This is a genomic window from Streptococcus sp. 3167, from assembly GCF_013277175.1.
Taxonomy (GTDB): Bacteria; Bacillota; Bacilli; order Lactobacillales; family Streptococcaceae; genus Streptococcus; species Streptococcus pseudopneumoniae.
In genome coordinates this window covers 1-18,337 of record NZ_VMML01000061.1, presented here as the reverse complement: position 1 = coordinate 18,337, position 18,337 = coordinate 1, and the positions used below count along the sequence as shown (strand labels likewise).

Below are 18,337 nucleotides of genomic sequence, written 5' to 3'. Positions count from 1 at the left end.
ACGGCAAGGCGACGTTGACGCGATTTGAATTTGATTTTCGAAGAGTATTATTCGTAAAAAATCTCAAAAAGCCTACCTTTCGGTAGACTTAGCTTGTTTCTATTCTAATCGGCACTCTTCCAAAATTTTGCTCTGCTATACTTGGCTTTCCTAGTTGGTAAATCTGGTCTGCTTTTTGGGTCATAGCATCCCAAGGTTCTTTGCCAATTCGGCTGACTAGATTGACCTGTCCTTTCAGAGACTTGAGATGTTGCCTGCCTTTTTCAGTAAATCCAAGGACATGAATGGCTTCTGGCAAGACATTTTCTCTAGCCTGCACCAAAATATAGGTCAATAGGCGTCTGACACGCGCCTTGGTGTAACGTTTGGTCGCAACCGCCTCGACCAACTCTTCTACAGACTGGGCTGGTTTAATAGCTTCTTTAATGCGCACAGCCATTTCTTGATTGACCTGATAGATGGTGGTTAGGTCGGGATTTGACAAGATTTGATAGCGGAGCAAGGGAAAATAGTCTTCCCAGATCACCTTACTGGCCTGCTCAAATAGGGCAACAGAAGGCATAAAGCGTTCTAAGAAATCTTGGTCCTTCTGATGTTGACGGAGGGCTGTCGCCGAGGCAAAGTCCACATCTTTATTCACAGAATGGTAACCTGCCCCCTGACGCTGAATCGTATGCAGCTTGATATTTCGTCCTGCAACCGCCTTTGCATAGGCCAGAGCAAGAACATGATTGGGGGTATTACCTGAAAAATCAAGACCAGCAAATTCCTTCCACATAGATTGGGTTTTCTGGGGATAGGAAAGGGAATCAGGCAGATTTTCCACAAATTTCTCCATCTCAGCACCTTTCTCTGTGTATAAGTCAGCGATTTTCTGATAATCTCGAACTTCCTCTGTCCCAAAAACTAGACTATCAATGCCCAAGCGATCCAAGATATCCACAGCTCCTTGACCAAAGAAATCAGCTGCCTGAACACTGACTAAAAAGGGCAATTCCACTACCAAGTCTGCGCCATTTTCCAGCGCCATCTGGGCCCTTGTCCACTTATCCACAATAGCAGGCTCTCCACGCTGCATGAAATTCCCTGACATGGCAACAATTTTCAGTCCCTCTGCCTGATCCAGCAGGTATTTATGGCCATTATGAAAAGGATTGAACTCTGCGATAATACCTGTGATGGTCATGATGTTCTCCTACTTCTGCGCCACAAAAAACCAACGGGTGCTAGTTTCTGTTGGTTCCTTATCCTCAAAGTCTGCATAGAGTTTGAAGGACTTGAATCCAGCCTGTTCCAGCAAGATATCATAGGTCAAGATCTCATAAGTCCTCTCCTCATGTACTTCATCGTGGCGACTAAAGGAACCGTCAGCCTCCTTGATAAAGAAAGTCAGCTCATGCACGATGGAGTGAGGAGCTTCGTCCTCATATGTATCCCAAAGCATGGCAAAATCTTCCGCATTTTCATGGTAGGAATAGCCAGGGAATACTTCATCTGTCTGGTAGGTCGAGTGCACGTCAAAGATGAAAACTCCCTCTTCATTCAGCGCATTGTACACGTCCTTAAAGACGTCCCCTACTTCCACCTCATCCTGCATATAGCAGATAGAGTCCGAATAACACGTGACAAAATCGTATTTCCCTGCCTTGGACAAATTCAGCATATTACCTTCTATAAAAGCAATCTTTTGCTTGGCTGAAGTTGCTCTCTTCTCCGCAATCTTCAACATATCCGCACTCAAGTCAAGTCCAGTCACATCAAAACCAGCCTGAGAGAAGCGCACTGATTGAATTCCTGTCCCACAAGCCAATTCCAAGAGTTTCTTTCTCTCCTTGGTCTTAGGCAAATGACGCAGAGAAAAATTCGTCCATTTGTCGTATAAACTATCGTCCATGACCGCATCATAGACCGCCGCAAAGGTTTCATAAGTCGCCATAATCATGATACTAAGAGCTCCATGGTAAACACCACTAGCCCTTTACCTTTCTATCAATTTTTCTAAAATAAGCAAAGAAACCCAGTTGACTACAACTGAGTTCATCTTCTAAGCAAGAGCTTCTGAAATATCTACTGAATTCGCCTCATGCCATAGCTTCTCTAGATTATAATGGGCACGCATTTCTTCTGAAAAGATATGCACGACAACAGCACCGATGTCCAGTAAGACCCAGCCTCCAGCTGCATCGCCTTCGACATGGCTACCTTTAAAGCCTGCTTGAGCTACTTTTTCACGGATATTAGCTGCGATAGCGTCCAACTGACGGCTATTCATTGAGCTAGTGATGACAAAGTAGTCCGTCACACTAGTCAAATCTTGTACATCAAGTGCGAGGATATCCTCCGCACGTTTCTCATCAGCCGCTTTCACGACTAGTTCTAGTAATTCTTTTTCGTTCATTTAATCCTCTTTTTAGAAAATATGTTTGTAATCTAGAACATCTGCAAAGCGCTCCTCCCAAATGTCCTCATAAAATTCATTAATCGTTTCTGCTGGAATGTCATCCCCATCAAAGGTTGTGACAGCACCTTCTGGAACAATAAGCTGATAGCCATATTCAAAGGCAACCTTGACAGAGGTATCCACACAATATTCTGTCTGCATACCACATAAAACTAATTTTTCAATCCCCTGCTTATCCAAGTATTTTTTTAAGCCAGTTTCTTTGAAAATACTGTTATATTTCTTCTGAAAGACCTTTTCAGCAGGTTTTCGATTTAAAAGCGCAGATAACTGCCAATCTTCTGATGTTTGAGCTTCAGAGTTCTCAATATGTTGAACATAGATAATTTCAATATTCTTGCTTCTAGCCTGGTTTTGTAAATAAGAAATTTTTTCCAATAGACTTTTTGTCTGGAACCCAGTTTCTACTAAAACATTCTGAACATCAATGATTATAAAAGCCGTCTTCATTTAGTCCTCTTTCAAATAGTGCACAAAGGCGTTATAGGTTTCAAGGGTTTGGGGATAGATGGGGAATCCCTGATGAGCTAGATACTCCACGGTACGAGCTGTTTCGTAGGCCACCGCCTTATTGAGCGATAGACTTGCAATCTCACGCGCCACATCTACTCCAGGAAAGGCTCGATTGTGCTCGATATAGTCTGCGACGTAGATGACCTTATCTAGGTCTGTCATTTGACCAGCTCCGACTGTATGAATTTCAATGGCTCGCAGAATTTCAGAATCATGCAAATCCAAATCTTCCTGAATTTTGTAAATTCCGACCATACCATGCCAGACATTATTGCCCCAGTTTTTGAGGTCAGGGTCTAGCTGGTAACGGTCAATCAAGGCTAGAAATTCCTGATCTGACAACTTTTTAGCATAGTCATGAAGAAGACCTGCTAGACTTGCTTTCTCAACATCTACACCAAAGCGCTGAGCTAATTCCATAGCGGCACGCTCCACACCCAAGCAATGGGTTAAGCGTTTTTCAGGTAGAAACTCTACCATTTTTTCCAACAAGGCCTCACGGGAGCAGTTGATATAGTCTTGATAGGACATCAGTAGAGCCCCTCCTTCTCGATGTAGTCTAGCACTGGCTGAGGTAGGAGAAAGTTGGGTTTCCGACCTTGGGCAAGGAAGTCCCGCACCATGCTGGACGAGATATCCATGAGCGGTACGTCCACCCAGATAACTGGATAGGAAGTCCCTACCTTGTAGCGTGGACGCTGAACCCCCACAAACTGAACCATGTCAACCAGTTCATCAATTCGGTACCACTTAGGCAGATAGTCAACCATGTCGGCACCGATGATAAAGTAATAATCCGTATCTGGATTCTTCTCTGTCAAAATCTTCATGGTGTCGTAGGTGTAGGAAATACCCTTGCGCTCCAACTCAATGGTTTCAATGACTAGGCCGTCAATTCCCTCAATTGCCAACTCAAGCATCTTGAGACGATGGTGTTCAGGGATGGTTTCCTTTTTATCAACGTGAGGAGGTTGGTATTCAGGCATGAGAAGAACTTGATCCAGTCCCAACTGTTGCCGTACTTGATCCGCAACAATGAGATGGGCATTGTGAACAGGGTTAAAATTCCCCCCTAAAATCCCAACTTGTTTGCGTTTTTTCTCCTTGATTTCTGGCTCCAACTCTACCTTGGTAAAGGGAGTCAATAGTTCGATTGTCATAGGCTAGTCCCCTTTATTTCTCTATAAAAACAGTTATTTGGAGTTTCGGTCTTAGATTTCTTTGACTTTCTTAGAAATCTTGCGATTTTCTTTCTTGCTAGATTGTTTAAACAAAATCAAGATGCGTCCGATTTTTTGGACTGTATCCACACCGATTTCTTCTTCCAAAATTTCAGCTACTTCGTGGATATTTTCATCTGTATTTTGCAAGAGCGTTACTTTAATCAATTCGCGTGCATCAAGTGCTTGACGAACGCTGGTTTTGATTTGGTCGTTGAGACCATTTTTTCCAATTTGGATGATGGGTTTGAGGGTGTGTGCCTGACTGTTGAGGAAGGCACGTTGTTTTGATGTTAATGACATAATTTCTTAAAAGAGTTTCTTTTTATACTTTTCTAAAGTGGTGGCGGACGTTAGCAAAGTCCTTCGGGCTTTCATGACTAAAATTTGAGCCTATGGTCTCAAATTTCCCGCAGTTGGTACAATCACTTGTACCAACTGACACCACGGCGAAAAGTATTCTCTACGGGCTCGCAACGCTCGCCTTAATAAAGACAACCCTTTCCTTTCTGTGTTTAAATAATTGCTTTTCGTATGACGACTGCGACGCCTTCTGGTGCCCAGACGGCGACTTTGGCAGTGCCTGTTACGCGGATCCAGCCGAGTCCTGAGATGACTAGGTCAGTTTTGTCCTTGATATTAAAGACATGTTGGACCAATTTTGGAAAATCTTCTTTTTCCTTGCTATTTGGTGGGGTTAAAAGGGTTCCAAGATGCTTGTCGTAAAAGGCACTAGCACCTTCAAGCTTAGTACGGTGGAGTTTCAATTCATTGTCAAAGAAGGCTGTGAATCCTTGCTTTTCACCCGCAATGAAATCAAAGCGTCCGAGACCACCTAAAAACAGGGTTTGTTCAGGATTGAGCTGATAGGTTTTAGGCTTGATTTCCTTTTTAGGACTAACATACTTGAGGTTTTTAGCCGTCAAATAGTGAGCCATCTGGTGACGGTGGATAATCCCCGGCGTATCGTAGATATAAGATCCGTCGTCAAGCGGAATCTCGATCTTGTCCAAGGTTGTTCCTGGGAAGCGCGAAGTCGTAATGACATTCTGGTCACCCGTGATTTCTTGGATAATAGCATTGATTAGGGTTGATTTTCCAACGTTAGTTACCCCAACGACATAGACATCACGGCCCTTACGGTAGTGTTCAATCTTGTCAATGACTTCCTTAATGGCATGCTTGTTTTGGGCTGAAGTTAGGACGACATCAACTGGACGGAGACCTTCTTCGTGGGCACGTTCCATGAGCCACTGGCTAATCTTGCCTGGTTTAACAGACTTGGGCAAGATATCTTTTTTATTTCCAACCAGGAGGACATCATTGCCCGAGACAAAACGTGGCAAGCCTGGGATGACAGAGCCATTAAAGTCAAAGATATCAACGACATTAACCACCAGGGCATCACTGTCTCCTACCTCGTGCAAGAGTTTTAGGAAATCATCGTCTGTCAATTGAACATCCGTGATTTCATTGTAGTGGCGGAGACGGAAACAGCGTTGGCAATAGATTTCGCCAGTCTCCAATCCTTTTTCAAGTGCCGACTGAGGGGTAAAACCCAGACCAGCCTTATCTGTCGTCTGAATGGTTGCTCCACAACCAATACAGAGAATTTCTTCCATAGTTAAATTCCTTTTTTATATGTAATCGGTCCGTACATTTCAGTGATTTTTCGCATCACACGACGCTCACGAGCTCGGTTAATCTGCGTTTTAATCGAGTCATGTTGGACCAAGGGTTTGACTAAAATCGAGCGAATGCCTGCACGGTGGGCTGCTCGTATATCTGTCATGAGCTGGTCGCCAACCATGACCACTTCGCTTTTCTCATAGTGAAATTCCTTCATGGCACGGTCAATCCCAAATGTGAAGGGCTTTAGAGCCCAATAAACGTAGTCAATCTCAAACTTCTCAACTGCTCGTTGGACGCGTTTTTTGGTGTTATTTGACACTACGATAATGCGAATGCCCGCGTCCCGAAGGTCATGTAGCCATTGCTTCATCTCTGGTGTCCCGTCAGGGTTGTTCCAAGCAATAAGGGTATTGTCCAAATCGACCAAAACAGCCTTGATTCCCTGCGCCTGCAGGCTTGGGACTGTCAGATCATAGACTGCTTCCACAGCAAAATCTGGCATGTAGTTTTCAATCGCCATTCTGGCTCCTTTTCTTAACTTTTTTTCGCAATTTTCCTTAGTAACAAGGATAAAACAATCCATAACCCTGCACTAGCTATACTGATGTAGAGCCAAGCATGGGGCTCATCTGTTAGAGGTAGGGGAACATTCATTCCGAAAAAGCCTGTCACGACTGCCAAAACAGCTAGCAAGACTGAAATGATAGTCAAGGTTGTCAAATTATCATTCAGATTATTGTTTAGAATATTGTTGTAAGAGGCTGAAAGTTGCTGTAAAATCTGAGAGATTAGGTCTGTCATGGATACCAGCTGATGAGCCTCAATCATGGCATCATCAAACTGTTCTCTCTCAATCTCATCAAAACTACGATACAAGGCATGACCTTGAATATGCTCCAACAAAATCCGATTTTGTTTAGCAGCCGCAGTAAGATAAACCATACCCGTCTCCAAGTCGGAAAGGGCAAAAAGATTTTTCTTAGTTGTTCGCTGACGCAAGAGACCATTGACCTCGTCCTTACTCTTATCCATCTGCTCGATGACAGGGTAGTAGGCATTGCTGATGATTTCCAGACTGGCAAAGAGAAACTTGTAGATCGAAAGCGTGTCATGACTCTCCAGATAACGGGTCATTTGTTCAATGACATAGGCGTTCTTGGTATTACTAATGGTAATCAGGCGACGATGCTCCACGATAAAGGTCATGGGAAAAGTCTCATAGTAGGCCTTGTCCTTTTTCACATCTAGGACATTATAGATAAAGGTAACCGTCCCACTTTCACGGTGGTAGTCCATGTGGGCACGCTCATTCCTATCCAGTGCGTACTCAATGGTTTCCTTGTCCAAGCCGTAGATTTCAGAAAGGTCTTCTAGTTTATTCAACTTTCCGAGGTCTAGGTCTATCCAGGTACAACCATTGCCCAACTGCTTTTCTAAAACCATCTTTTCTCCTTTATTAAACTCCCTCTATTGTACCACAAATTACTTAAAATAACAGGTCTAGTCCGTGCGTGAGAAATTGCTAACAACCGTGATATTTCGGTTCGGAACAAAGTGAAGAGCTTGCTCCTCGCTACGAAGCTGTGTCGTACGAATTCCCACACTGACAACCTTACCCGATACAGTAATGGGGCCGTTGGTCAGAACAACCTCATCTCCCACATCCAGTTGACGTTCAAAAAGGATGAAAAAGCCATTGATGACATCAGACAGAAAACCTTGGGCTCCCATCCCAATCGCCACCCCAGCGATTCCAGCCCCAGCCAGCAAGCTAGATACAGGTAAGCCTAAAATCGATAAAATACAGTAGAGTAAAAAGAAATATGACGTATAATTAAACACATTTTCTAACAAACGTGAGATGGTTTTCTGGCGCCCGACATCATGATGAGACATTTTTAGAGAAGGTTTGGCAATTCTCTGCACCATGGTATGAAGCATTTTTTTAGCAATATAAAATACAATCAAAAGCAGTAAAAGAGAAATGACCTTGGTTAGAATATTTTCGATAATGGTTGTCACATCTAGCTTTTCAATATAAGCTTGAATAAATTTTTGCATATAAAACTCCTTTATTTCATTATACCATATTTTCATCAGTCTCATTATCCATAAATATTCAAAAAATAGACAGAAAATTCTTGATTTTGTCTATCGTTTATACTATAATCATAATCACTACACAGAAAGGAGATTATTATGAAAAGAATCATTCATGCTTGGAACAAGGCAAGCCTTGTCAAGCGTATCTTGATTGGTATGCTTTGTGGGGGAATTCTAGGACTGACCCTTCCTAATCTCTCAGGAATTGGGCTACTCGGGGATTTATTCGTTGGAGGTCTAAAAGCTGTTGCTCCTATCCTAGTCTTTGCTCTCGTTGCTAATGCCCTTTCCCAACATCAAAAGGGACAAGATAGCAATATGAAAACTGTTGTTTTCTTGTATATCCTAGGAACTTTTGCCGCTGCTCTTGTAGCTGTACTAGCAAGTTTCATCGTCCCTATTGAAATCACCCTAAATAGTGCTAATACCGATATTGCTCCACCAGATGGGATTGGACAGGTCCTCAGCAACCTCTTGCTCAAACTGGTTGACAATCCAGTCAACGCCCTGCTTACTGCTAACTATATTGGAATCTTATCTTGGGCAGTCATTTTTGGAATTGCTATGAGAGAGGCCAGCAAAAATAGTAAAGAATTACTAAAAACTATCGCTGACGTGACTTCTAAAATTGTCGAATGGATTATCAATCTGGCTCCATTTGGAATCCTTGGTCTTGTTTTTAAAACCATTTCTGACAAGGGAATCGGAAGCCTTGCCAACTACGGTATTTTATTGGTTCTATTAGTAACGACTATGCTTTTTGTTGCCCTTGTGGTCAACCCTTTGATTGCCTTCTTCTTTATGAGACGCAACCCTTACCCTCTAGTTTGGAACTGCCTCCGTGTCAGCGGTGTGACAGCCTTCTTCACTCGTAGTTCTGCGGCTAACATTCCTGTCAACATGAAACTCTGCCATGACCTTGGACTCAACCCAGATACCTATTCTGTTTCTATCCCACTTGGCTCTACTATCAACATGGCTGGAGCAGCGATTACCATTAACGTTTTGACCCTTGCTGCGGTAAACACTCTTGGAATCCCTGTTGACTTTGCCACAGCCTTTGTCCTCAGTGTGGTAGCAGCTATCTCAGCCTGCGGTGCTTCTGGTATTGCGGGAGGTTCCCTCCTTCTTATCCCAGTTGCTTGTAGCCTTTTCGGTATTTCTAACGATATTGCCATGCAAGTTGTTGGGGTTGGATTTGTGATTGGGGTCATCCAAGACTCATGTGAAACAGCCCTTAACTCTTCTACAGACGTCCTCTTTACTGCCGTTGCCGAATACGCAGCAGCCCGTAAAAAATAACTCATAAAGACAAGCCTGCTCAGGTCTTGTCTTTTACGCTTTTATTCTAACTTATTAGGAAACTCTTATGTCTATTAGCCAACGTACGACCAAGCTCATCTTAGCTACCTGTCTTGCCTGTTTTCTTGCTTATTTTCTCAATCTTTCCTCAGCAATTTCGGCTGGAATTATCGCTCTCTTGAGCCTATCTGATACGCGTAGAAGTACTTTAAAACTGGCTCGCAATCGACTCTTTTCCATGCTCCTAGCTCTGGCTATCGGTGTTCTAGCTTTTCACCTGAGCGGATTTCATATCTGGAGCCTCGGCCTCTATCTAGCCCTCTATGTTCCCCTGGCCTATAAGATGGGCTGGGAAATTGGCATCACACCAAGTAGCGTGTTGGTTAGCCATCTCTTGGTGCAAAAATCAACCTCTCCAGACCTTCTAGTCAATGAATTCCTTCTCTTTGCTATCGGTACAGGATTTGCCTTACTGGTCAATCTCTACATGCCTTCACGAGAAGAGGAAATCCAGCACTACCACACGCTGGTGGAAGAAAAGTTAAAAGATATCCTCCAGCGTTTCAAATATTATTTATCCAGAGGGGATGGACGCAACCGAGCACAGCTGGTGGAAGAATTGGACACCCTTTTGGAAGAAGTCCTCAGACTGGTCTATTTGGATCACTCAGACCACCTCTTTCACCAGACTGATTACCATATTCACTACTTTGAGATGAGACAGCTACAAAGTCGTATCCTGCGAAACATGGCCCAGCAAATCAACACCTGTCACCTAGCTGCCAGTGAGAGCCTGATTTTGGCTCAACTCTTTTCAAAAATTGCAGGTCAACTGAGCCAGACCAATCCTGCTTCTGATTTGCTAGATGAAATCGAACGCTATCTGGAAGTCTTCCGCAACCGCAGTCTGCCCAAGACAAGAGAAGAATTTGAAACCCGCGCTACCCTTCTTCAACTCCTACGTGAAGCCAAAACCTTCATCCAAGTAAAAGTTGATTTTTACAAAAATATGGACAGTAAAAAAGAAAACCACTAAAAAACAGAACTTGCCAGCATTCTTGAAAAGTAGTATAATTATTGCATGCGCAATCATCTTGTGACGCAGAGACTGCCAGTTAATGGACTTTCTTCTATTTATGACTCTAAAAAGAAAGGAGACACTATGACCTATTTGGAAAAATGGTTTGACTTCAATCGGCGTCAGAAAGAAATTGAAAGTCTCCTGGAAGAGACCATTGCCCAACAGAGCGAGCAAAGTCTGACCTTGAAAGAGTTCTACCTGCTCTACTATCTGGACTTGGCCCAAGAAAAATCTCTACGCCAGATTGACCTGCCAGATAAGCTTCATCTGAGCCCGAGCGCAGTTTCTAGGATGGTGGCTCGCTTGGAAGCTAAAAATTGCGGTCTACTCAGTCGCATGTGCTGCCATCAAGATAGACGCTCTAGTTTTATCTGCCTGACAAATGATGGGCAAAAGACACTGGCCTCGCTACAAAAGGCTGTCGAAGAAAGCTTGGAAGCAGGTTTGGATTTCTTGATTTAAGATGATTTTAGAAAAAAGTTGCGTGCGCAATCATTTTTATTGACATTCTCTTTTACAAGGAGTAAAATAAAGTCAAGATTAAACAAAGGAGTTTTATATGATCGAAATTACTTATCTAGACGCCAGTAAGAACGAAAGAACTGTGACTTTCGAATCCTATGAAGATTTTGATCGTTCGCAACAAGCTTGCATTATCGGCGTCGCAGACTACTACCCTGTCCAAAAATTGACTTATAAGGATCATGATTTGGACTACCATGGGACTTATGGAGATATCTTCTTCTATCTCAAGAAACAAGATTTAAGCCAATATAACTAAAAAAGGAGAAATACAATGGCAAAAGCAATTACAGATGCAACATTCGAACAAGAAACAAAAGACGGTTTGGTCTTAGTAGACTTCTGGGCAACTTGGTGTGGTCCATGTCGTATGCAAGGTCCAATCTTGGACAAATTGTCTGAAGAACTTTCAGAAGATGTCTTGAAAATCGTTAAAATGGACGTTGATGAAAATCCAAACACAGCTCGTGCTTTTGGAATCATGTCTATTCCAACTCTTCTCTTCAAAAAAGACGGCCAAGTTGTCAAACAAGTTGCTGGTGTTCACACAGCAGAACAAATCAAGGCCATCGTTGCTGAATTGAGCTAATCAAACGAGAGACCAAGTACTTTCTTTGGTCTCTTTTTTCTTGCCCTTTGCCATTTTTCAAAAAATATGCTAGACTGTAAGTAGAATATTACGATGTTTGGGACATGCCATCGCTAAAAAAAACCTTGACTTGGTATTTTTTAGCTCCCTCAAGGGAGCTTTTTGCGTGCTCTGAACATTTCCCATTTTGGAAGGAGTACTATGAAACGTCAATCAGCCTTGGTCGTCTTTAGTGGCGGTCAAGATTCCACAACCTGCCTTTTCTGGGCTAAAGAACACTATGAAACGGTCGAAGCCGTTACCTTTGCCTATGGCCAACGCCACCATCTCGAAATTCAAGTTGCCAGAGAAATCGCTACGGAACAGGGCATTCGTCATCACATCCTAGATATGTCTCTGCTGGGGCAAATCACTGAAAATGCGCTGACCTTTGATATGGAGATTGAGCAAAAAGAGGGAGAAGTTCCCAATACCTTCGTTGACGGTCGAAACCACCTCTTTCTATCCTTTGCGGCAGTCCTTGCCAAGCAACGAGGCATTAAAGATATCGTGACAGGTGTCTGCGAGACAGACTTCTCAGGCTACCCCGATTGTCGAGATGTCTTTGTCAAATCCCTTAATGTTACCCTCAACCTTGCCATGGATTACGACTTCGTTATCCAAACACCTCTTATGTGGCTAGACAAGGCTGAAACTTGGGAGCTAGCCGACCAACTCGGTGCCTTTGACTATGTTCGTGAAAAGACCTTAACCTGCTACAACGGAATTATCGGGAGCGGCTGTGAAGATTGCCCCGCCTGCCACCTACGTCAACATGGGTTAGATGTTTATCTCTCACAGAAAGGAGAAGCCTAATGTTTTTTGCACCCAAAGAAATCAAACAGGAAACTGGAGAGTCTCTTGTCTACAATCCTCACAGAACCTTGGTATCAAAAGAATTTACCTTTGATGCTGCCCACCACCTCTTTCACTATGAGGGAAAATGCAAATCCCTTCATGGTCACACCTATCATCTGCAGATTGCCGTCAGTGGATTTTTAGATGAACGTGGCATGACCTACGATTTCGGAGACATCAAAGCGATCTACAAGAACTACTTAGAGCCCCACTTGGATCATCGCTATCTCAATGAGACTCTTCCCTATATGAACACGACTGCTGAAAATATGGTCTACTGGATTTTCCAAACCATGAGCCAAGAGTTGCCAGACGAGCGCGGTCTCCGTTTGGAATATGTTCGCCTCTATGAAACTCCGACTGCCTTTGCAGAGTTTAGACGGGAGTGGTTAGATGACTAAGGAACGTGTCCTCAAACTACCAGTTCTGGAAATTTTCGGCCCAACCTTTCAAGGCGAAGGCCGTGCAATCGGGCAGAAAACCATGTTTGTCCGCACTGCTGGTTGCGACTATCACTGCGACTGGTGCGATTCTGCCTTTACTTGGGATGGCTCTGAAAAGCCAACTCGTATGACAGCTGACGAGGTCATTGCTGCCTTGGATAAATTGGGGAGCTATGACTATGTAACCCTATCTGGGGGAAATCCTGCTATCCTAGCAGCCAACATGGCTGAACTCGTCACCAAACTCAAGGAACGTGGTGTCACTCTGGCTGTTGAGACCCAAGGCTCCCGCTGGCAAAATTGGTTAAAAGACATCGACCAGGTCACCCTCAGTCCCAAACCTCCTTCATCCAAGATGGAAGTCAACTTTGAGACCTTGGACTTTATCGTTTCCCAACTGGATCCAGACAAGGTCACCTTTAAAATCCCTGTCTTTGATGATGCAGATTTGGCCTTTGCCCGAGGCATACAAGAGCGCTACCAACCAGATGTTCTCTTCTTATCAGCAGGAAATCCTGAGCCCAAGGCCACAGGCAATATTGTCCAAGACCAACTAGACCGACTCAAAGAACTTTGGGAACGCATCGCCGCTGATGATAGCTGGGGCAATGTCCGCGTCCTTCCTCAACTGCATACCCTCCTCTACGATAACCAACGTGGAGTTTAAGATTAGAAAGAAAAAATCATGTCACAACAAGAAGAAATGAAAAACCTAAGCCTACTGGGCAACAAAGAAACCAACTACATTTTCGAATATCAACCAGAAATCCTCGAATCCTTTGACAATCGTCATGTGGAAAATGACTATTTCATCAAATTTAACTGTCCTGAATTTACCTCACTTTGCCCAATCACTGCTCAGCCAGACTTTGCAACTATCTATATTTCCTACATTCCTGACAAGCTCTGTGTTGAGTCAAAATCCCTCAAACTCTACCTCTTTAGCTACCGAAACCACGGAGATTTCCACGAAAACTGTATCAACACCATCGGGAAAGACTTGGTCAACTTGCTAGACCCTCGCTATTTGGAGGTTTGGGGAAAATTCACTCCACGCGGTGGCATCTCAATTGACCCCTACTACAATTACGGTAAGCCAGGAACTAAGTATGAAGGCTTGGCAGAACAACGCCTCTTCCAACACGACCTTTATCCAGAGAAAATTGACAACCGCTAAACTCATACTCAATGAAAATCAAAAATCAAACTAGGAAGCTAGCCGCAAGTTGCTCAAATCACTGCTTTGAGGTTGCAGATGGAAGCTGACGTGGTTTGAAGAGATTTTCGAAGAGTATCATACGAAAAAGCCCTGTTCCTCTAGATGAGGAGCAAGGCTTTTTGTTTTTCAATTATTCTTCTGTTCCAAGGAAGTTTTTTGCAACGAGGGCTGCAAGAACCCCACCAACGATTGGTGCAAGGATGAAAATCCAAACTTGTTGAAGGGCTGCGCCACCTACCAAGACAGCTGGTGCCAAGCTACGAGCTGGATTTACTGAAAGCCCAGTAATGTTCAAGCCCACAAGAATCATCGCCATCAATGACAAACCGATTACCAAACCAGCAATCGCGCCATTGCCCTTGCTTGCTGATGTCACAGTCATGATAACCAAGACAAACAAGAAAGTTGCGATGACTTCAAACAAGAAACCACCAAAGATAGTGACACCGTTTGCCAAGGCATTTTCACCAAGGCTAGCAGTTGACATACCCGAGTTAGCCAAGAGGAAGAAGACTGCGCCAGAAGCGATGAAAGCTCCAACAACCTGACCAAGTATGTAGTTTACAAGTTCTGAAGATGACAAACGTTTGTTTACAAACATAGCAATCGAAACAGCCGGGTTCAAGTGAGCACCTGAAACAGTTCCGATTGAGTAGGCTGCCACCACGATTGCCAAACCAAAGGCAAAGGCGATTCCAAGGTGACCTAGGCCATCAAGACCATTTCCAAAAACAACAGCTCCTGTCCCGACGAATACAAGCATGAACGTACCGATTAACTCAGCAACAAATTTTTTCATTTTCTTTCTCCTTTTTTCAAAAACTAGATACTAGTCTATCAAAAGTAGGAAAGGGTTTCAAGAAAATTGATTGGAAATTTTCTTGAAAATCATAGAACTACTAGCAATACCTAATATTGAAAAGATTGAATAGCTTCTTTCAAGTCATCTTGTAAACTATTTCTCTGGTCAAGTTGGACATAGACTTCCAACAGACAGGATCTGAAGTTGGAAAATTTATAAAAATCTTCTCTTTCTTCTATCGGAAAGTCAACAGCTTTTATCCAAGAAGCTACTTGCTCTTGCGCTAACTTCCCTTGTAAAATAGGTTCATAGATCACTCTTGCTAAACGCCAATCCTCATCATCTGTAAAGCGAATCGAAACTCTTTTAAATAGTTGGCCAAGTATATCAAATACTTCATGAACTCTGTTTTTAGGAAAGTTGGGATGACAAACCACCTCTGTCAGTAAATCGGCTCCATGTGCAAAAGCATGAACCCAACCATACTGACTTGAAAAACCCGTTGTATCCTTTTCTTTTGAAAGATAATACAAACCTTGATTTAAAAGGACATTACGAATTCCTGCATTTAATTCCTGATAAAAAATCGATTGCTGGTTGGCATCTGCAGACAAGAGATTTGCATAAATAAGCGCCCTAAAAGAACGTTCAAGGGTTGACAGGCCTACCTTATCAATATCTTTATCTAACCCTCCATCAGATGAAATCCCTTCAGCAATGAAATGAAATTGTTCCTGTGTAAATAGCTCTTCCTGAATCCCTCTAGCAAAGCTTGTAAAAACAAGGTCATCACGAATTTCTGGAGAAGGATCTCCCAAATGATCAAGTAGCCACTGGATTTCTTCCTGGTTATAACTTGGTTTTTCTTCTGCTATTTTTCTAAGTAACTTTTGATACATGGTCAATACCTCTACATTTCTAGCAACTGTTCAAAAATCTGTCCTTAAATGACTTTAGCAATTTGTAAAATTAAGTTAAAGAGAAAAAGACATTTATATTCAGAGAAACAGCACATTTCTGAAAGGATACATAAATGATTTATTCCATATTACCACAAATGAACTTGTAATGATAGAACTTTATCACAAAAATCACATTTCTGTCTCAAAAATTGCGAAAAACTAGTTATATAGTCATTTAGTTTTAAAAAAGCGTTCCAAACATTCAAAAATAGTTGGGACTTCCCTTAATAAATCTGTTACTTTCTTTTTTCAAGATAGCCCAAGCTTGCTCAATAGGATTCAAATCTGGTGAATAAGGCGGTAGAGGTAAGAAAAAGTGTTTATCTTGGATGCAGAGTTCATCCAAAATGTTCTTGGGATCAAAACTAGCATTGTCCATGATAATAACACGAGGTGTCTTCAAAGCAGGTAGAAGTTGCGTTTTGAATCACTCCCCAAAGAAATCGCTTGTCCTGCTGTTCTTGTAAATCATGGGAGCTATAAACTCTCCGTCTACTTGTCCTGCAACAATTGAAGTTCGCTCAAAACGACGTCCGCTAATCTTTTCATAGACTTTCTCCCCTCTAGGAGCCCCTGCATAAGGACGAGGGAGCGCTATTGTATAATAGATTGAAACTAGAATAGTACACCTCTACTTCTAAAACATTGTTAGAAATCTATTTGACTGTCCTGATTGATTCATCCTGTTCTTATCTCATTTCACTATATTCACCGGTAGTGAATCTCTACAGAGGACTTACACCTCAGATACACAACATGCCCATCGCATAAAAAATCTCCTACCCAAGGTAGAAGATTTCAATCTTATAAAACTTAATCCGTCATGTCCGATACCAAGGTTCGATGCTCCAATGGAACACTGCACATAACTAGCAAGAAAATGAAACCTGACTGAATCCAGAAGAGGGCCAAGTCAAAGATTCCATGCACAGCAACCACTGTAAGGAAAGACAGATAAAGACCGATAATCGGACGTTTCCCCGACTCCTGACTCATATCCATCATCAAGCGAACAGGAGCAACAGAAGACAAAACTAATAAAATGGTACCCACAATTCCGTAACTCAGAATCGTATCAATATAAAGACTGTGGGCATGTTCATGATAAGGAGCATGTATCCGAGGATAAGAGTGCATATAGGTCAATGGCCCTTCACCCCAAAAAGGATTTTGCTTAAACAAGGCCATCCCAGCATCCCAGATAGAAATGCGTTCTTCCATAGAAGAGTCTAAAGTACCCATTCGAACTCCCAAATCACTAGAAAAGAGGAAACTCAAACCAATCGCGAAGACCCCAATACTAAGCCAAAAGGCCTTCCAGTTTTTAATAGTCGTAAAGAGATAGATAATTGCTCCAGCGATAATAGCAGGAAAGGCAGTTCGATTTTGAGTAAAGTTCAAACCAAAGAGATTAACAAAGCCTGCAATCACACAGAATACTTTCAACCAATTCAACTTGGTCGTTGTAAACAGATAGAAAGCAATCATAATACAGAAACAACAAATAATTCCATAATAATTAGGATTAAAGAAGGTCACTTCTGCCCGGTTTTGATGCCACACCTGCATATTGGGTGAAAGAAAAGCATAGTTAAATTTCTTCACAATTTGGAAATGTTCTAAACTGGCAAAAGCAGCTGACAAGACACTACCAAACAAGACGAACTGCAAAATCAATCGAAAGAATTTATGGGATAAAATCGACTGATAGTGCAAAAAGAAAATAGTAAATAGAAACAGTCCTACTGAAGCCACAAGACCCATCCAATTTTGTGCAAGAATGGATATAACAGTACTATAGCTAAGAAAAAGAAGCAGCATCGGATGCTCCCCCATTTTCTGAAGAATACTTTTCATGTCTCCTGTAAAAATCAAACTGATAATATATAAACAGAGTACAACTACAAAAAGATAAAAGGGTAAAAAGATACTTAGGATAATTCCCAATAAAATCAGCTCTTTACTAGACAACCCCTTCAGCTTTTCAATAAAGCCTATTGATTTCAAAATGAATCCTTTCTCTCCAAATCAGCTGATTCAGATAATAGTAAGCTATCCTATATTGTACCACTTTTTTAGCAATTTGAAAACAAAGGAAACGTTTTCCAAAATAAAATGTAATTCGAATGTGATATGAAAGTTCTATAATGAAGTTAGCCACCCAGCCCTCCTAAAAATTAGATGGTTTAACTAGCTGATAGCTAGCCCTCGATTTCATTTGATAAGAGGCTTGATGCTGTTAGGCTGACAAGCCAAGGCTAAGATTAGCCTTGGTTTAGCTGACAAAACTGCTTCAAGGGTTCCTCTTGTCAAATGAAAGCTCTTCTAGGCATAAGAAAACACCTCTGTGTTATACTTGTTGTTCAATCACAAACACAAGAAAGGCACAGAGATGCAAAACCATTATACTACAAAAGCCAAACATTTGACAATCGATAGCCGTCGCTTAATCGAACGATGGAAAAAGGAAGGGAAATCAAATAGAGAAATCGCCTCTTTACTTGGAAAAGCTCCTCAAACTATCCATACTGAAATCAAGCGTGGGACAGTCCGACAATGTCTTGGAAAAGGACGCTTTAAAGAGGTTTATT

The 18,337-nt window shown here is 42.3% G+C and carries 24 protein-coding genes and 1 pseudogene; 10 read left to right on the top strand and 15 right to left on the bottom strand.

Annotated features, from left to right (window positions below):
• Nucleotides 1-88: 88 nt before the first annotated feature.
• From HT678_RS08985 to HT678_RS08935, 11 genes are all read right to left on the bottom strand, one after another.
• Complete coding sequence (locus HT678_RS08985; RefSeq protein WP_000156344.1) at nt 89-1,186, bottom strand: nucleotidyltransferase; 1,098 nt, start codon at nt 1,184-1,186, stop codon at nt 89-91.
• Between the two features lie 9 nt (nt 1,187-1,195).
• Complete coding sequence (locus HT678_RS08980; protein WP_000257066.1) at nt 1,196-1,936, bottom strand: class I SAM-dependent methyltransferase; 741 nt, start codon at nt 1,934-1,936, stop codon at nt 1,196-1,198.
• A gap of 108 nt (nt 1,937-2,044) precedes the next feature.
• Complete coding sequence (rsfS, locus tag HT678_RS08975; protein ID WP_001002999.1) at nt 2,045-2,398, bottom strand: ribosome silencing factor; 354 nt, start codon at nt 2,396-2,398, stop codon at nt 2,045-2,047.
• Nucleotides 2,399-2,410: 12 nt separating this feature from the next.
• Complete coding sequence (locus HT678_RS08970) at nt 2,411-2,911, bottom strand: cysteine hydrolase family protein (protein ID WP_000844709.1); 501 nt, start codon at nt 2,909-2,911, stop codon at nt 2,411-2,413.
• Entirely contained in the window at nt 2,912-3,505 is a 594-nt protein-coding gene (gene yqeK, locus HT678_RS08965) for a bis(5'-nucleosyl)-tetraphosphatase (symmetrical) YqeK (RefSeq protein WP_000121671.1), read from the bottom strand.
• Nucleotides 3,505-4,134: a nicotinate-nucleotide adenylyltransferase gene (locus tag HT678_RS08960; RefSeq protein WP_000151313.1), complete on the bottom strand. Its 630-nt coding sequence runs from the start codon at nt 4,132-4,134 to the stop codon at nt 3,505-3,507. Before HT678_RS08960 ends, yqeK begins: the two co-directional genes overlap by 1 nt.
• Before the next feature lie 51 nt (nt 4,135-4,185).
• A complete protein-coding gene (yhbY, locus tag HT678_RS08955; protein ID WP_000060169.1) occupies nt 4,186-4,497 on the bottom strand; it encodes a ribosome assembly RNA-binding protein YhbY in 312 nt (103 codons plus the stop codon).
• Nucleotides 4,498-4,709: 212 nt separating this feature from the next.
• Nucleotides 4,710-5,816, bottom strand: coding sequence for a ribosome biogenesis GTPase YqeH (gene yqeH / locus HT678_RS08950; RefSeq protein ID WP_000391176.1), 1,107 nt, complete (start codon nt 5,814-5,816; stop codon nt 4,710-4,712).
• A 2-nt stretch (nt 5,817-5,818) separates the two neighbouring features.
• Nucleotides 5,819-6,346, bottom strand: coding sequence for a YqeG family HAD IIIA-type phosphatase (locus tag HT678_RS08945; RefSeq protein ID WP_000963739.1), 528 nt, complete (start codon nt 6,344-6,346; stop codon nt 5,819-5,821).
• A 14-nt stretch (nt 6,347-6,360) separates the two neighbouring features.
• Nucleotides 6,361-7,269: a magnesium transporter CorA family protein gene (locus tag HT678_RS08940; RefSeq protein ID WP_000242250.1), complete on the bottom strand. Its 909-nt coding sequence runs from the start codon at nt 7,267-7,269 to the stop codon at nt 6,361-6,363.
• Nucleotides 7,270-7,326: 57 nt separating this feature from the next.
• On the bottom strand, nt 7,327-7,887 hold the full coding sequence (locus HT678_RS08935) for a mechanosensitive ion channel domain-containing protein (protein ID WP_001168882.1): 561 nt from the start codon (nt 7,885-7,887) through the stop codon (nt 7,327-7,329).
• A 138-nt stretch (nt 7,888-8,025) separates the two neighbouring features.
• Here HT678_RS08935 and sstT point away from each other — a divergent pair, with 138 nt between their 5' ends.
• The 9 genes from sstT (at nt 8,026) to queF (ending at nt 13,940) form a co-directional block, all read left to right on the top strand.
• The gene (sstT, locus tag HT678_RS08930) at nt 8,026-9,231 is read left to right on the top strand and encodes a serine/threonine transporter SstT (RefSeq protein WP_000821228.1); all 1,206 of its coding nucleotides are present in this window, start codon (nt 8,026-8,028) and stop codon (nt 9,229-9,231) included.
• A 67-nt stretch (nt 9,232-9,298) separates the two neighbouring features.
• Nucleotides 9,299-10,267, top strand: a complete 969-nt coding sequence (locus tag HT678_RS08925) for an aromatic acid exporter family protein (protein WP_050222175.1) — start codon at nt 9,299-9,301, stop codon at nt 10,265-10,267.
• Between the two features lie 126 nt (nt 10,268-10,393).
• Nucleotides 10,394-10,774, top strand: coding sequence for a MarR family transcriptional regulator (locus tag HT678_RS08920; RefSeq protein ID WP_000221629.1), 381 nt, complete (start codon nt 10,394-10,396; stop codon nt 10,772-10,774).
• A gap of 97 nt (nt 10,775-10,871) precedes the next feature.
• Complete coding sequence (locus HT678_RS08915) at nt 10,872-11,093, top strand: DUF4649 family protein (protein WP_000570252.1); 222 nt, start codon at nt 10,872-10,874, stop codon at nt 11,091-11,093.
• Nucleotides 11,094-11,108: 15 nt separating this feature from the next.
• Nucleotides 11,109-11,423: a thioredoxin gene (trxA, locus tag HT678_RS08910; RefSeq protein WP_001029581.1), complete on the top strand. Its 315-nt coding sequence runs from the start codon at nt 11,109-11,111 to the stop codon at nt 11,421-11,423.
• 201 nt (nt 11,424-11,624) lie between these two features.
• The gene (gene queC / locus HT678_RS08905) at nt 11,625-12,278 is read left to right on the top strand and encodes a 7-cyano-7-deazaguanine synthase QueC (RefSeq protein WP_172924862.1); all 654 of its coding nucleotides are present in this window, start codon (nt 11,625-11,627) and stop codon (nt 12,276-12,278) included.
• Nucleotides 12,278-12,721: a 6-carboxytetrahydropterin synthase QueD gene (gene queD, locus HT678_RS08900; RefSeq protein ID WP_000464575.1), complete on the top strand. Its 444-nt coding sequence runs from the start codon at nt 12,278-12,280 to the stop codon at nt 12,719-12,721. The genes queC and queD overlap by 1 nt, the downstream gene beginning before the upstream one ends.
• Nucleotides 12,714-13,430, top strand: a complete 717-nt coding sequence (gene queE / locus HT678_RS08895) for a 7-carboxy-7-deazaguanine synthase QueE (protein WP_050223397.1) — start codon at nt 12,714-12,716, stop codon at nt 13,428-13,430. The genes queD and queE overlap by 8 nt, the downstream gene beginning before the upstream one ends.
• An 18-nt stretch (nt 13,431-13,448) precedes the next feature.
• A complete protein-coding gene (gene queF, locus HT678_RS08890; RefSeq protein ID WP_023938863.1) occupies nt 13,449-13,940 on the top strand; it encodes a preQ(1) synthase in 492 nt (163 codons plus the stop codon).
• A 172-nt stretch (nt 13,941-14,112) separates the two neighbouring features.
• Here the strand turns inward: queF and HT678_RS08885 are convergent, their stop codons facing one another.
• The 4 genes and pseudogenes from HT678_RS08885 to HT678_RS08870 form a co-directional block, all read right to left on the bottom strand.
• Complete coding sequence (locus tag HT678_RS08885) at nt 14,113-14,781, bottom strand: aquaporin (protein ID WP_050208831.1); 669 nt, start codon at nt 14,779-14,781, stop codon at nt 14,113-14,115.
• A 110-nt stretch (nt 14,782-14,891) separates the two neighbouring features.
• Nucleotides 14,892-15,683: a DUF2785 domain-containing protein gene (locus HT678_RS08880; RefSeq protein ID WP_000284389.1), complete on the bottom strand. Its 792-nt coding sequence runs from the start codon at nt 15,681-15,683 to the stop codon at nt 14,892-14,894.
• A gap of 234 nt (nt 15,684-15,917) precedes the next feature.
• Nucleotides 15,918-16,332: pseudogene (locus HT678_RS11585) on the bottom strand (transposase); the annotation flags it as partial.
• 227 nt (nt 16,333-16,559) lie between these two features.
• Nucleotides 16,560-17,753, bottom strand: a complete 1,194-nt coding sequence (locus HT678_RS08870; RefSeq protein ID WP_000835619.1) for an O-antigen ligase — start codon at nt 17,751-17,753, stop codon at nt 16,560-16,562.
• A 385-nt stretch (nt 17,754-18,138) separates the two neighbouring features.
• Here HT678_RS08870 and HT678_RS08865 point away from each other — a divergent pair.
• Nucleotides 18,139-18,337, top strand: a 199-nt coding sequence (locus HT678_RS08865; RefSeq protein WP_172924861.1) for a helix-turn-helix domain-containing protein, incomplete at its 3' end; no start/stop codon positions are given.